Origin of the sequence: Synechococcus sp. 1G10, from assembly GCF_002252625.1 — a bacterium.
Lineage (GTDB): Bacteria > Cyanobacteriota > Cyanobacteriia > PCC-6307 > Cyanobiaceae > Regnicoccus_A.
In genome coordinates this window covers 183,656-196,468 of record NZ_NQKW01000003.1, presented here as the reverse complement: position 1 = coordinate 196,468, position 12,813 = coordinate 183,656, and the positions used below count along the sequence as shown (strand labels likewise).

Sequence of the window (12,813 nt, the reverse complement as noted above, 5' to 3'; positions counted from 1 at the left end):
TCAGTCGCGGCTCTCGAGGGTGGGGATCAGGGCCAGTGAGGCCACCACTCCCAGGGCCATGATCACCAGGGCCGGCGCCATCGCCGCCCCCACCCGCTCATCACTGGCGTACTGGAACACGCGCACGGCCAGGGTGTCGAAATCGAAGGGGCGCAGGGAGAGCGTCAGCGGCAGCTCCTTCACCACATCCACGAACACCATCAGCGCCCCCACCAGCACCGGCCCGCGCAGCAGCGGCAGGTGCACCCGCCTGAGCACCTGGGTCCAGCTGCAGCCCAGGCTGGTGGCCGATTCATCGATGCTGGGGGGGATGCGCTCCAGGCCGGCATCGAGGCCCTGCTTCGACACGGCCATGAAGCGCACCCCGTAGCCCCAGATCAGCAGCAGCAGCGGGCTGAGTGCCCAGGGGCCACCGATCAGCATCAGCCCCAGGGCCATCACGCTGCCCGGAACGGCGTAGCCCATCCCCGCCAGAAAACTGAGCTGGCGCACCACCAGCTGGGGGCTCCAGCGCCGGATGATCGACAGCAGCAAGGCCGCCACCGCTGTGAGCAGGGTGGCCAAGAGGGCCAGAGCGAGGCTGCGTCCGGCCAGGGTGAGCTGCTCAGCGAGCGGCTCCAGCAGCAGATTGCGCCAGCCCTCCGCCACCCACACAAGGGGAATGGCCAGCGCCAGCAGGGGCGGCAGCGCTGCGACCAGCTGGGCCAGCAGGGCGCGCCAGCCGCTGAGCACATAGGCCTGGGCCACCGCGTTGGCATGGCCGAGATTCCAGCGGCGGCTGCGCTGGCGCAAGGAGCGCTCGGCGGCCACCAGCAGCACCACGATCGCCAGCGCGATCAGCGACAGCAGCGCGGCCCCTCGGGGATCGCCCTCCACCTGCCAGCGATCGAGGATGCCCGCCGAGAGGCTCGGTACCCCGAGCAGCCGTACCGCCCCCAGCTCATTCACCACCTCCATCGCGCTCAGGGCCACCCCGGCACCGATCGCCGGCAGGGCGATCGGCAGGGCCACGCGGCGGAACGCCTGCCAGGGGCCTACCCCCAGGCTGCGGCTGGCCTCCAGCAGCTGGCCACCGGTGATCGAGAAACTCTCGGTGCTCAGCAGGAAGACATAGGTGTAGTTGGCCAGGCTGAGCAGCAGCACCGCCCAGCCCATGCCGTGGATGCGCAGACCGTGGCTGCTGCCCCAGTCGATCAGGCTGGCGGCCAGCAGATAGGCCGGAAAGGCGAGCGGCAGCAGCTGGGCGATCCGCAGCCAGCGCCGGCCAGGGAAGCGGCACGCGGCTGTGAGCCAGCCGATGGCGGTACCCAGTACCGCCCCGCAGACCCCTTCCCCCAGCACCAGCACCAGGGTGCCGCGGATCTGCTCGCCGCCGTCGAACCCCAGTCCCAGTCCCCCCGCCATGGCCGGCTGGAAGGCGGCGTCGAGCAGCAAGGCCGCCAGCGGCAGCAGGGCGAACACACCGATCACCACCACCACGGCGGTGAGCACTGGCCGGCTGGAGGGGGTGACGCGCGGAAGCGGCCTGGGGGCGAGCAGGGTCACTTCCAGCCTGTTTCCACCATCAGCGCACTGGCCTCACGGTTGCCCCGGGCCAGCTGGTCGGCACTCACAGGCGATGGCTCGAAGCGGCCGAAGCTGTTGAGGATCGGGTTATCGCCGAATCCCTTCAGGGGGTATTCGTTGTTGGCGGCCGCGTAGCCCTTGCCGGAGCTGGGGGAGACCAGAAATTCAATCAGCTTGGTGGCGGCCTCCTTGTGGCGGGCATGGCGGGTGACACCGGCCGCGGTGATGTTCACGTGGGTGGGCCTGGGGAAGACCACCTTGATCTTCTGCGCCAGGGCCCGGTCCTCCGGCTTGGCCTCATCCGAGAGCATCCTCGCCAGGTAGTACTGATTGGCGACCGTCACGCCGCATTCACCCCGGCCAAGCGCCCGCAGCATCGGCGTGTCGCTGGTGAAGAAGGGTGCTTTCACATTGGCCACCAGGCCCTGCAGCCAGGTTCTGGTGGTGGCGGCACCCTTCTGCTGGAGGATGTCGGCCACCAGCGACTGGTTGTAGACACTGGCGCGGTTGCGCAGGCAGAGCTTGCCCTTCAGCTCCGGCCTGGCCAGATCGGCGTAGGTTCCCAGGCTGGCCGGGTCCACCAGGGCCGGATTCACCATGATCGGGCGGGCCCGGCGGGTGAGGGCGAACCAGTTGCCGGCGGGATCGCGCAGGTTGGCGGGCACGTCGCGGTTGAGGGCCTCGGAGCGGATCGGCTGGAACAGCTCCTCCTGGCGGGCCCTCTGAATGCGGGCGGCATCCACCAGCACGAGCACATCGGCGGGGCTGCCCGACCCTTCACTCTTGAGACGCACGATCAGTTCATCGTCCTTCCCCTCCAGCAGGTTCACCTTGATGCCGGTCTGGGCCGTGAACTGCTTGTAGAGCTCCTTGTCGGTGTTGTAGTGACGCCCCGAATAGACATTGACCTCCTGTTTACGGGCGTTGCTGCAGCCCGTCAGCAAGGCCAGCCCCATAGCAGCGCCAAGGGCGAGTGCCCGGAACCGGAGCCGGGGGGGGCGATGCTGGGTCACGGACGAAGACATGTCGTCCAGGCAACGTACGGAGCCAGGCGGGCGGCACTGCGTTCAATTGCTTCCACCTGATGTGACATCCGCTACCCCCGATCTTTCACCAGGCTCAGATCCCAGCTCATCAACGCCGCTGGAGCTCGCCGCCCTGATCAGCGCCCTCTCCCGTCCCGGGGCCTACCCCGACGAGGCCTGGGGGGAGGAGCCGGCCGATCAACGCCGCGTGGAGCTGATCCAGACCCACATCAGCGTGATCTTTCTCACCAGTCGCCGTGCCTTCAAGCTCAAGAAGCCCCTGCGCTTCTGGGGTCTGCTCGACTACGGCAGCGCCGAGCGACGCTTGCACTGGTGCCGCGAGGAGGTGCGCCTCAACAGCCGCCTGGCGCCCGATCTCTATCTTGGTGTGGCTGCCGTGCTCCAGCTCGCCAGCGGTGAGGTGCGAATCGCTGCCGTTGGCGAGGAGCTGGAGGGGGGTGAGCACGTGGTGGTGATGCACCGCTTCGCCGCCGGCGCCACCCTGGCGGCCCGCCTGGCGGCCGATCGCGTCAGCGACACGCAGCTCCAGCAACTGGGGCAGTTCATCGCCCGTTTTCACGATCAGCACCCCCTGGCAGCTGAGCTGGCCTTCGGTGCCGAGAGGCGTTTCGCGGCGGTGCTGCGCAACAACGTGCGCGCCACCCGCCGCTCGGTGCCGGAGCTGTTTCCCGCAGGGGTGCATGGGCTGCTGGTGAGCGGTCTGGCCCTGGCCCTGCGCCGCTGCAGGAACCGTCTGCGCCAGCGCTTGGCGGCGGGGCAGGCGGTGGATGGCCACGGTGATCTGCGCCTGGAGCACGTGCTGCTGGAGCCGCAGCTGGCGGTGGTGGATGGGGTGGAGTTCAACGCCGATCTGCGCCAGGTGGACCGGGCCTCGGATCTGGCCTTTCTGGTGATGGACCTGCAGGCGGCCGGTCATGGCGAGCGCGTCGAGGCCCTTTTGGCCGGCTATGGAGAGGCGATCGAGCCGGCTGTGCTCCAGCTTTTCTGCTCCTACCGCGCCCATGTCAGAGCGAAGGTGGAAGCGGCTACCAGCGGCGAGCAGGAGATCCCCGCCCAGCAGCGCCAGGCCGCCAGGGCGATGGCGCGCCGTTACCTGAGCCTGGCCCTGGCCTACGTCGGCTGTGGGCTGGGGCCGCCGGCCCTGATCCTGCTCCATGGGGTGTCGGGCAGCGGCAAGAGCCACCTGGGCGCCAGCCTCGCCCCCTGGCTCCTCGCGGATCACCAGCGCAGCGACCTGATCCGCAAGCGCCTTTACGGCCTGACTCCCCTGCAGCGCCCCAGCGGCGAGCAGCGCCACACCATTTACAGCCCCGAGGCCCACCAACGCACGGAAGACGCCCTGCTCGCCGCTGCCGAGGCCAGCCTGCGGAAGGGTCGATGGGTGCTGCTCGATGCCACCCACCTGAGGGCCGGCAGCCGGGAGCGGGCCACCCAGCTGGCCCGGCGCCTGGGGGCGGTGCCCCTGCTGCTGGAGGTGCGGGCCGATCAGGCCCTGCTGCAGCAGCGGCTGGAGCGGCGCGAGCGCCTGGATGACGACCCCAGTGACGCCGACCTGGCGGTGCTGCTGGAGCAGCAGCTCACGGCCGAACCGCTCAGCTCCGCCGAGAAGCTGCGCCGCCTGGTGGTCCACTCCCACGACGACCTCGACGAGACAGGCGTGCTGATGGAGCTATGGGAGTGCTGGGATCGAGCTGCTGGAGCCGAGCTCAACTGCCGATCCAGTGGGCGCACAACTGGCGCCGGTGGGGACGGCGACGGTGTTCCCACAGGTAAATCGCCTGCCAGGTCCCGATCAGCAAGCGGCCCCGCTCGAAGGACAGGCTGAGGCTGGTGGCGGTCAGGGCGGTGCGGATGTGGGCCGGCATGTCATCGGCCCCTTCGTCGTCGTGGACCCAGGCGCGCAGAGGGCCTGCCCCGCTGATCGGACGCACGCCTTCCTCGGGCACCAGCGCTCTCAGATAGGCGGCCAGATCGAGCAGCACCCGCGGATCGGCGTTCTCGTTGATGGTGAGGCTGCAGCTTGTGTGAAGCACGCTCAGGTGCAACACCCCCAGCTGCAGGCCGGTGGCCGCCAGGCAGGTCCCGAGCTGGGCCGTCAGGTCATGGAAGCCCTCCCCAGTGGTGGCGAGCTCAAGCCGGTCGAGGTGCTGACGCAGCATCAGGGTTGAAGGGGGCAAAAGAGGACAGCGGGTTGCAGGGCTGTTGCATCTGAGTCGCGTCTTGTTGCAGAGACAGCCGCTCGCTGGACCCCTCACAAAGCCCATCAAACCTAGGCTCATGCTGAGTTTCCAGCCCCGCACCGATGTCCCCAGCCCCGCCTCCCTCACGCTGGCTTCATCGGTTGCTGCTGTTGAGCCTCGCCATCCCGCTGACGATCGCGTGCATGGAGGTCCCGGCCCAGGCCCAGAAAGTGGTGCCCAAACTCAGGGACATGTGTCCACTCGGCTATGTCGATCTCTTCAACGGCAAGTGCAGCACCCTCGGGGTCACCACCTATTCGGTGGCTCCCAGCAACGGCGAGGCCTGCCCCTCTGGCTGGATGAATGTGGGCGGTGGCTACTGCCGGCGCAAGTAAGCCGATTGAAGTGGGCCGGTTCGGATCAGGGAAGCTCATCCAGGTGCCAGCTCACCAGCCCCTGACAGACCGCCATCACCGCCGCCTGGGTGCGTCCCGCGGCTCCCAGCTTCTGAAACGCTGATTTCAGATGACTGCGAACCGTTTCCACCGAAATGTGCAACCGGGATGCGATCTGGGGATTCTGATATCCCCGCACCACCAGCTCAAGCAGCTCCTGTTCCCGCTCACTCAGGCCCGGCCCCGCCGGAGCATGGCTGGTGCGGCTGGCCTGGGTGAGCAGATCCCTCAGTTGGGGGTCCATGTAGAAGCCGCCGCCGAGCACGGCCCTGGTGGCCGCCACCAGATTGCCGAATCCCACGCCCCGATCGGCGCAGATGCCGTCGCAGTGGACCTCCAAGGCGGCGCGCACCAGCGGCGGGGATTCCTCTTCCAGCAGCAGCAGGCAGGGCAGTGTCGGATGCAGAGCCTTGGCACGGCGAACCAGCTCGAGGCCGCTGCCGGGACGCAAAGGGTGGGTCACGAACAGCAAGTCCGGCTGCCGCTCGCTCAACAGCTCCAGCGCCTCAGCTTCACTGGTGGCGGAGCCGAACCACTGACAGCGATCGGCGATCACCCCGGTGAGCAGAGAGATCACCAGCCGGCGGCCGCTGACCACCATCAGGCTCCTGCTCTCCAGCATGGCCATCACCTCACGGCGCGACTGCACCTGCCGCTCAATGAATCCGCCCGAGTCCATGCTTCCCCTCGTTTTCAGTCGTAACGGCGCGCCGTCAGAATCACAGGATGCTGGGGAAGTGATCCAGCCGCCCCGGAATCGATGACCACGATCCTGTGCCAGTACGAGGGGGCACTGCGCTGCACGGCCAGCCATGGTCCATCGGGCTCGGATCTCAGCACCGATGCCCCCACGGACAACCAGGGGCTGGGGGAACGGTTCTCGCCCACCGACCTGGTGGCCACAGCCCTGGCCACCTGCATCCTGACGATCATGGGCATCGTGGCGGAACGCCACACCATCCCGCTTCAGGGCTGCACGGCCCGGGTGGAGAAAACGATGACCAACGCCGGAGTCCGCCAGATCGAGCGGCTCACGGTCTGGGTGTCCCTGCCGGCAGGCCTGGACGATGATCAGATCCGTCTGCTGCAGCGCGCTGCCGAGGGTTGCCCGGTGAAACGCAGCCTCGAGGGCTCGGTGGCGATGGACCTGCACTGGGAGACGCTCAGGCCAACGGCTGGTTGATGCTCAGCGCCATGCTTGGACCCGTCACCCTGCTCCCGTCCCATGCCCCAGCCGGGTCAGGCCCTTGTGCGCCTCCGTGAGCATCTGCATCAGACCCGGCTCCTGGGTTCCATCAGCAGCGCGCTCTACTACGACCAGAACACCGTGATGCCACCGGCTGGCGCCGACTGGCGGGGTAAGCAGCTGTCCCTGCTGGCGAGCCAGCTGCATGAGCGGCAGAGCAGCGAGACCTACACGGGCCTGGTGGCAGCGGCCGAGGCCGAGCTTGATCACTCCGCCCCCGCCTCCACGCGGCGGAATCTGCAGCTGCTGAGGCAGGAACTGGAGCGGCAGCGCAGCCTGGATCCCCAGCTGGTGGCCCGCCTTGCCGTAGCCCAGTCCCGGGGCAATGCCGTCTGGCAGGAGGCCCGGCGCAGCAATGACTTCGCGGTCTTTGCCCCGGCGCTCGAGGAGCTGCTGCAGCTGCGTCGTGAGCAGGCCGCCCAGCTGGCGCCGATCGAGCCAGCCGGGCGCAGCCCCTGGGAGATCCTGGCCCAGCCCTTCGAGCCCGATGTCAGCAAGGACCGCCTCCAGGAGCTGTTCACGCCCCTCTCTGAAGGGATCCCGCCACTGCTGGAGCGGGTGCGGGCCTCACCGCCTGCTGCTGCGGCCGGGCCCTCGGCCCCAGCCGCCGCCATCCCGGAGGAGCTGCAGGAGACCCTCTGCGCCGAGCTGCTCGACAGCTGGGGCTACGACCCCAGCCGCTGCCAGCGCTCGCGCTCGGCCCACCCCTTCTCCTGCACCCTGGGCCCGGCCGACTACCGCATCACCAGCCGGGTGGTGCCGGATCAACCCTTTTCCGCTTTCCTGGCCACCGCCCATGAATGGGGCCACTCCCTCTATGAACAGGGGCTGCCCCGCGGCGACGACCACTACTTCCCCTGGCCCCTGGGAGAGGCCACCTCGATGGGGGTCCATGAGTCGCAGTCGTTGTTCTGGGAGTGCCGGGTGGCGCGCAGCCAGGCCTTTGCCAGCCGCTGGCACACCCGCTTCAGCGGGGCACTGGGCAGTGATCCCTGGGGTGGCAGCCATTCCTTCTGGCGAGGGCTCAACCCGATGCGGCCGGGGCTGATCCGGGTGGAAGCCGACGAGCTCACCTATGGACTGCACATCGTGCTCCGCTTCGAGCTGGAGCTGGCCCTGGTGGAGCAGGGCTTGCCGGTGTCGGAGCTGCCCGAGCAGTGGAACCGGCGCATGGGCGAGCTGCTGGGGATCAGGCCCCAGCGGGATGCCGAGGGTTGCCTGCAGGACATCCACTGGGCCGAAGGCCTGTTCGGCTATTTCCCCTCCTATGCCCTGGGCCACCTGATCAGTGCCCAGCTGGCCGAGTCGATGGAGCGCCAGCTCGGGCCGATCGAAACGGCGGTGGGCGCCGGCGAGGAATCACGGCTTCAGCGCTGGCTGGCTGAGAACGTCTGGCCGCTGGGTCGCTCGGTGAATGGAGAGGAGCTGGTGGCCCAGGTCACCGGGGCGCCCCTGAGCGCCAGCCCGTTCCTGCGTTATCTGAGCGGCAAGGTCGACCGGCTGCTGGAGACCCCCTGAGTCAGGCGTGGCTTCCGCTCAGCCCGGCGTCCGTAAGATGCCGCCGCAGCCGCTTCGCGACGCCCCATGGCGAACATCGACCACGCCCCCAGCCGCACCATGCTCAACCTGCTGCATGTGCTGCCAGCGTTCGCCGATGAAGAGGAACTGCGGCTGAATGCGATCGTCGAGCTCAACTCGATGACCATCAATAAATACGAGCTGATCACCGAAACCGGCCATCTCAAGCTCGATCGGGTGGGCTACTCCTCGCTCTCCTACCCCTTCGCCTACGGCTGTATCCCCCGCACCTGGGACGAGGACGGCGATCCGCTCGACATCGAGATCGTGGGCGTCACCGAACCGCTGGTGCCCGGCAGCCTGGTGGAGGCTCGAATCATCGGCATCATGACCTTCGATGACGGCGGTGAGGTGGACGACAAGGTGATCGCCGTGCTGGCCGATGACAAGCGCATGGATCACATCACCAGCTACGAGCAGCTCGGCGCCCACTGGCTCAAGGAAACCCAGTACTACTGGGAGCACTACAAGGATCTGAAAAAGCCCGGCACCTGCAAAGTCAATGGCTTTCTCAACACCCAGGAGGCTGTTCGGATCATCAAGGAGTGCGAGGCACGCTATCTCGAGCAGATTGACGCCAAACTGGTGAACTGAACCGCCCCCTACGGTCGCCTTTTCTGTCCATAGCTTCGATCAACCGCATGCGCTTTACCATCCCCCGTTCATCGCTGGCTCCCGCCCGGGTTGCAGCAGGCCTGTTCACCGGTTTCGCCACCCTCTGGGTCGCCGGCTCCTCCGTGGCTCTCGCCAACAGCGGCGGCATCATCACTCCCACCGCTCCGATCCCCAGCGCTCCGGCGATCGGCAGCCCTGCAGCAGTGCTCCAGAATGATCCACCCCCCGTTCCTTCCCTGGCTCCGGGAGCTGCTCCGGCTGCCCCCCAGGCGGCTCCGGTCAATACCTCCAGGATCCTGCTGGCACTGGGCAAGCGGGAGATCCGCCTCGAGCGCGACGGCAAGGTCTATGGCCCCTGGCCGGTGGCGATCGGTGATCCCGCTACCCCCACACCCACCGGCACCTTCAATGTGACCAACAAGGTGGTCAATCCCCAGTACGTCAGCACCAAGTCGGGCCAGAAGAAGGGCGTCATCGGTCCGGATGGACCCCTTGGCGACCGTTGGATCGGCTTCCACTCCACCACCAAGGACCAGTTCGGTATCCATGGCACTCCTGCTGCCTGGGGCTGGGCTGTGAGTTCAAGGGCTGCCGTCACCCATGGCTGTGTGCGGATGCATCGCGCTGACGTCCACAAGCTGTTCGAGATGGTGGAGGTGGGCACGCCCGTGGTGGTGGTGCGCTGATTTCAGATCCGAAGTTTGCGGGCGAGGGCCCTGGCCATGCCATCCCGGCTGGCCAGGCCCAGCAGGGCATGAGCCGGCAAGCCGCTGTTCGGCAAGCCGGCGGGTAACTGGGCCAGCCCAGGACCGTCGAGGTCGAAAACCGGCACCTGGCGCAGCCCATTGGGCACCAGCTGGTCCTCCAGCTGGGCGAGATTCGCCTGAGCCGGCAGCCAGAGCAGATCGGAGCGGCGGCACTCCTCCAGCGGCAACCCTTCACCCCCGTGGCCGGCGCTGATCGCCCGTTGCAGATCGATCAGGGTCACCACACCGATCACCCAGCCATCGCGCTCCACCACCAGGCAGTGGCCGTGGGCTTCGATCAGCTGGCCCAGGGCCGCCCTGGCCGGGGTACTTGCCTTGAGTACCAGCGGGGATTCCGCCTCCAGCGCCTCGATCACCGGCAGGGCAGCCAGCCCTTGTCGCCGTTCCTCCTCGGCGGGATCCGGCCCCAGCATTCCCGGGTCAGCCAGTCCCTGCCAGCGTTCCACCAGCACGGCGCTGAGGCCGGCGGCCGCCATCAACGGCAGCACGATGCGAATGTCGTGGGTGAGCTCGAACAGCAACAGCAGTGCCGTCAGCGGTGCTCTGGCACTGCCGGCAAGCACGGCCGCCATGCCCACCATGGCGTAGGCCGGCGGTTCCGCCACCGGCAGACCGAAGCCGCTGTCCCCCAGCAGCTGGCCGTAAAGATTGCCCAGCACTGCCCCCAGAAACAGGGCCGGTGCAAAGCCGCCGCCCACGAAACCCGTGGCATTGCTGAGGCCTGTGGCCAGCAGCTTCACCACCAGCAGGGCCGCCAGGGTGGTGAGTGCCACCCCCCCCTCGCTGCCGAGCAGGGCCTCGATCGTGTCGTAGCCCACTCCTAGCACCTGGGGGAAGCCAAGGGCCATCACACCCACGCCCAGGCCGCCGAGCCCATTGAGCAGCCACAGGGGCAGACGGGCGAACCGTTGTTGCACCGGCTCACTGCGCCCGGCCGCCAGCAGACTCACCAACGCCCACGACATCAGGCTGGCCACCAACCCCAGTCCCAGGTAAAGCGGCAACTCCAGGGGTGAGCGAACCTCATAGACCGGCAGGCGGAAGATCGGCTCATCACCCAGGCACAGCTGGGTGACCAGCGAAGACGCCACCGCCGCCACCAGCACCGCCCGCAGACTGGGTCGCCCGGGAATTGCGCTGTAAGCCCCTTCGAAGGCAAAGAACACCCCGGCGATCGGGGCCTTGAAGCCGGCCGCCAGCCCCGCCGCCACGCCCGCGGCCACCAGGGCCTTCTGGGATTCGGGCGGTAGTCGCCCCCGCAGCGCCACCCACAGGCCAAGGTTGCCGCCGCTCTCCACGCTCGGCCCCTCAGGGCCCAGCGAAGCGCCACTGCCCAGACTCAGGGAGGCGGCCACCAGCCGCAGTCCGGGCAGGCGCGGCAGGGCAGGAGCCCCCCCGTCGGCCATCGCCATCAGGCTGGGCAGGCTGGGACCCAGGTCGCGGCCCACCTGGCGCAACAGCCCCACCGCCACGCCGCCGAGTAGGGGAGCGATGACCACGGGCCAGGAAGCCAGCCAACCGCTGGGTCCGACCGGTGGCAGGGGGGTGGGCTCCGGCAGGGGCGGCGGCGGCGGCGGCAGAAAGCCAACCCCTCCCAGACCCAGCTGCAGCAGAGCCTTCAGGGGTGTGCCGGAGTCGGGATCCGGCGCGGTGAACACCTCCACTGTGGTGGTATCGAGCTGCTGAGAACTCACCAGATCGAGCACCCACTCCACCAGGGTCCCGAACAGAAAATTGTTGATGAATCCCAGCAGGTAGTGGAAGCCCACAACGGCCACCCCGGTGAGGATCCCCACCAGCGCGGCCCAGGCCAGCAGGCTCCACTGAAAGGGAAGCCCGCGGGTGTCGCCCTCCAGAGGCGCGGCTGAGCCTGTCTCAGGCATCGGGCCTGTCTCAGGCTTCGGGCCTGACAGCTGCAAAGATCTCCTCCAGAATTTCACCGGCGCCCTGGCTGCGCAGAAGCTGGGCGAGGCTGATGCCGATCGCTTCGGGATCCTGCTGGGGCCCCCGGGCCTCATCCCGGATCAGGCGCAGGCCATCCAGGCTGGCAACCATGCCCGTGAGCACCAGTTCATCCCCCTCGAAACGGCTGTTCACTCCGATCGGCACCTGGCAACCTCCCTCGAGCTGACGCAGGAAGGCCCGCTCCGCCAGACAGCGGCGGGCAGTGGGGGTGTGTTCCAGCACCTTGATCTGCTCAAGAACCGCGCTGTCGCCAAGGCGGCATTCGATTCCCAGGGCCCCCTGGCCCACCGCATGCAGCGATATCGAGGGATCGATCAGGGCGTCGATGCGGTGGCCAAGGCCGAGGCGTCCCAGGCCGGCGGCCGCCAGGATCAGGCAGTCGTAGCCACCGCTATCGAGCTTCTCGAGGCGGGTGATCACATTGCCGCGCACGTCCTTGAACTGGAAGTGGGGGAAGTGGTGGCGCAGCTGGGCCAGGCGCCGCAGCGAGCTGGTGCCCACCACGCTGCCCTCCGGAAGGGTTTCAAGGCTGCAGCCCCGGTGGCGTTCGTGCAGCACCAGTGCATCGGCGGGATCTTCGCGCTCGGTGATGCAGCCGAGCATCAGGCCTTCGGGGAGGTTGGTGGGCAGGTCCTTGAGACTGTGCACGGCGATGTCGGCTTGATCCACCAGCATCTGGGCCTCCAGTTCCTTGGTGAACAGGCCCTTGTCGCCGATCTTGGCGAGCGCCACATCCAGGATCTTGTCGCCTTGGGTGGCCATCGCTTCGATGCTGATCTCCAGGTCCGGATTCGCCCGGTTCAGTTCATCGCGCACCCAGTGGGTCTGCACCATCGCCAGCTGGCTGCGGCGGGAGGCGATTCGCAGAGTGGTGCCGGCCATCAATCGATTCCTCAGCCCGGCCGCGTGGCCGTAGAACAGCGGTCAAGCCTAAGGACCGACCGGCCCACACAAGGCCGGCGCAGGCCGCACCGTGATCAGCCGAAAAAGTCGAGGGGCAGGGGCCCCCAGGTGCCGGTGGCCTCCGGATGGCTGTCGCTCTGACCGCCAATCAGCAACCCCTCCCCCAGACCGGTCTCGGCCCGCAGCAGGAAGCGGCCCGTGCGCTGATTCCCCTTCAGGAAGACGGGCCCCTCCACAGGCTCCTCACTCTCGCCCTGCAGCGGGCTCCAGTCCTGGGCGGCCTCGCAGGCCCGCAGCGCGGTCAGGGCCGCCTGGGCCGATGGGGCCATCACGCCGATCGTGAACCAGTCACAGGCCGCCAGGCGCTGCTTCAGCTCCTGGTCCAGAGCCTGACGCTGGGCGGCATCGAGGCTGGGGGCGCTGCGCAGGCCCATCAGGCTGGTGAGATCAATGGCGGCTGCGCTGTTGCTGGCGTTCATGACGGCCTGTTCT

At 68.1% G+C, this 12,813-nt stretch carries 13 protein-coding genes; 6 read left to right on the top strand and 7 right to left on the bottom strand.

All coding sequences use genetic code 11. The features are described 5' to 3' along the window. Positions 1-1,545: an iron ABC transporter permease gene (locus CJZ82_RS04400; protein ID WP_094554558.1), complete on the bottom strand. Its 1,545-nt coding sequence runs from the start codon at positions 1,543-1,545 to the stop codon at positions 1-3. After that, positions 1,542-2,579, bottom strand: coding sequence for an extracellular solute-binding protein (locus CJZ82_RS04395; protein ID WP_094554557.1), 1,038 nt, complete (start codon positions 2,577-2,579; stop codon positions 1,542-1,544). The genes CJZ82_RS04400 and CJZ82_RS04395 overlap by 4 nt, the downstream gene beginning before the upstream one ends. A 73-nt stretch (positions 2,580-2,652) precedes the next feature. Between CJZ82_RS04395 and CJZ82_RS04390 the strand changes: the two genes are divergently transcribed. After that, complete coding sequence (locus tag CJZ82_RS04390) at positions 2,653-4,437, top strand: bifunctional aminoglycoside phosphotransferase/ATP-binding protein (protein ID WP_158218484.1); 1,785 nt, start codon at positions 2,653-2,655, stop codon at positions 4,435-4,437. Here the strand turns inward: CJZ82_RS04390 and CJZ82_RS04385 are convergent. Then, positions 4,319-4,771, bottom strand: a complete 453-nt coding sequence (locus tag CJZ82_RS04385) for a secondary thiamine-phosphate synthase enzyme YjbQ (RefSeq protein WP_094554555.1) — start codon at positions 4,769-4,771, stop codon at positions 4,319-4,321. The two genes, CJZ82_RS04390 and CJZ82_RS04385, sit on opposite strands and share 119 nt — an antisense overlap. Before the next feature lie 143 nt (positions 4,772-4,914). On the opposite strand from CJZ82_RS04385, the gene CJZ82_RS04380 reads away from it, so the two are divergent. After that, positions 4,915-5,187 (top strand): hypothetical protein, encoded by a 273-nt coding sequence (locus CJZ82_RS04380; protein WP_369820017.1) that lies wholly within the window; start codon positions 4,915-4,917, stop codon positions 5,185-5,187. A 25-nt stretch (positions 5,188-5,212) separates the two neighbouring features. On the opposite strand, the gene CJZ82_RS04375 is transcribed toward CJZ82_RS04380, so the two are convergent. Beyond that, a complete protein-coding gene (locus tag CJZ82_RS04375; RefSeq protein ID WP_158218483.1) occupies positions 5,213-5,926 on the bottom strand; it encodes a response regulator transcription factor in 714 nt (237 codons plus the stop codon). Positions 5,927-6,007: 81 nt separating this feature from the next. On the opposite strand from CJZ82_RS04375, the gene CJZ82_RS17680 reads away from it, so the two are divergent. From CJZ82_RS17680 to CJZ82_RS04360, 4 genes are all read left to right on the top strand, one after another. Then, entirely contained in the window at positions 6,008-6,430 is a 423-nt protein-coding gene (locus CJZ82_RS17680) for an OsmC family protein (RefSeq protein WP_143593534.1), read from the top strand. A 42-nt stretch (positions 6,431-6,472) separates the two neighbouring features. After that, positions 6,473-8,011, top strand: a complete 1,539-nt coding sequence (locus CJZ82_RS04370) for a carboxypeptidase M32 (protein WP_094554553.1) — start codon at positions 6,473-6,475, stop codon at positions 8,009-8,011. 66 nt (positions 8,012-8,077) lie between these two features. Then, the gene (locus CJZ82_RS04365; protein WP_094554552.1) at positions 8,078-8,665 is read left to right on the top strand and encodes an inorganic diphosphatase; all 588 of its coding nucleotides are present in this window, start codon (positions 8,078-8,080) and stop codon (positions 8,663-8,665) included. A gap of 47 nt (positions 8,666-8,712) precedes the next feature. Beyond that, on the top strand, positions 8,713-9,372 hold the full coding sequence (locus CJZ82_RS04360; protein WP_198949656.1) for a L,D-transpeptidase: 660 nt from the start codon (positions 8,713-8,715) through the stop codon (positions 9,370-9,372). A 2-nt stretch (positions 9,373-9,374) separates the two neighbouring features. Here the strand turns inward: CJZ82_RS04360 and CJZ82_RS04355 are convergent, their stop codons facing one another. The 3 genes from CJZ82_RS04355 to CJZ82_RS04345 all read right to left on the bottom strand — a co-directional run bounded on the left by CJZ82_RS04355 (position 9,375) and on the right by CJZ82_RS04345 (position 12,800). Then, a complete protein-coding gene (locus CJZ82_RS04355; RefSeq protein ID WP_094554551.1) occupies positions 9,375-11,336 on the bottom strand; it encodes a chloride channel protein in 1,962 nt (653 codons plus the stop codon). A 10-nt stretch (positions 11,337-11,346) separates the two neighbouring features. Continuing rightward, positions 11,347-12,300, bottom strand: coding sequence for a hydroxymethylbilane synthase (hemC, locus tag CJZ82_RS04350; RefSeq protein WP_094554550.1), 954 nt, complete (start codon positions 12,298-12,300; stop codon positions 11,347-11,349). 95 nt (positions 12,301-12,395) lie between these two features. Further along, the gene (locus CJZ82_RS04345; RefSeq protein WP_198949655.1) at positions 12,396-12,800 is read right to left on the bottom strand and encodes a DUF1824 family protein; all 405 of its coding nucleotides are present in this window, start codon (positions 12,798-12,800) and stop codon (positions 12,396-12,398) included. Between the last annotated feature and the right edge of the window lie 13 nt (positions 12,801-12,813).

Coding starts and splice junctions, on each gene's coding strand:
- CJZ82_RS04385 (WP_094554555.1), bottom strand. CDS start 4,771: ATGCTGCGTCAGCACCTCGACCGGCTTGAGCTCGCCACCACTGGGGAG.
- CJZ82_RS04380 (WP_369820017.1), top strand. CDS start 4,915: ATGTCCCCAGCCCCGCCTCCCTCACGCTGGCTTCATCGGTTGCTGCTG.
- CJZ82_RS04375 (WP_158218483.1), bottom strand. CDS start 5,926: ATGGACTCGGGCGGATTCATTGAGCGGCAGGTGCAGTCGCGCCGTGAG.
- CJZ82_RS17680 (WP_143593534.1), top strand. CDS start 6,008: ATGACCACGATCCTGTGCCAGTACGAGGGGGCACTGCGCTGCACGGCC.
- CJZ82_RS04370 (WP_094554553.1), top strand. CDS start 6,473: ATGCCCCAGCCGGGTCAGGCCCTTGTGCGCCTCCGTGAGCATCTGCAT.
- CJZ82_RS04365 (WP_094554552.1), top strand. CDS start 8,078: ATGGCGAACATCGACCACGCCCCCAGCCGCACCATGCTCAACCTGCTG.
- CJZ82_RS04360 (WP_198949656.1), top strand. CDS start 8,713: ATGCGCTTTACCATCCCCCGTTCATCGCTGGCTCCCGCCCGGGTTGCA.
- CJZ82_RS04355 (WP_094554551.1), bottom strand. CDS start 11,336: ATGCCTGAGACAGGCTCAGCCGCGCCTCTGGAGGGCGACACCCGCGGG.
- hemC (WP_094554550.1), bottom strand. CDS start 12,300: ATGGCCGGCACCACTCTGCGAATCGCCTCCCGCCGCAGCCAGCTGGCG.
- CJZ82_RS04345 (WP_198949655.1), bottom strand. CDS start 12,800: ATGAACGCCAGCAACAGCGCAGCCGCCATTGATCTCACCAGCCTGATG.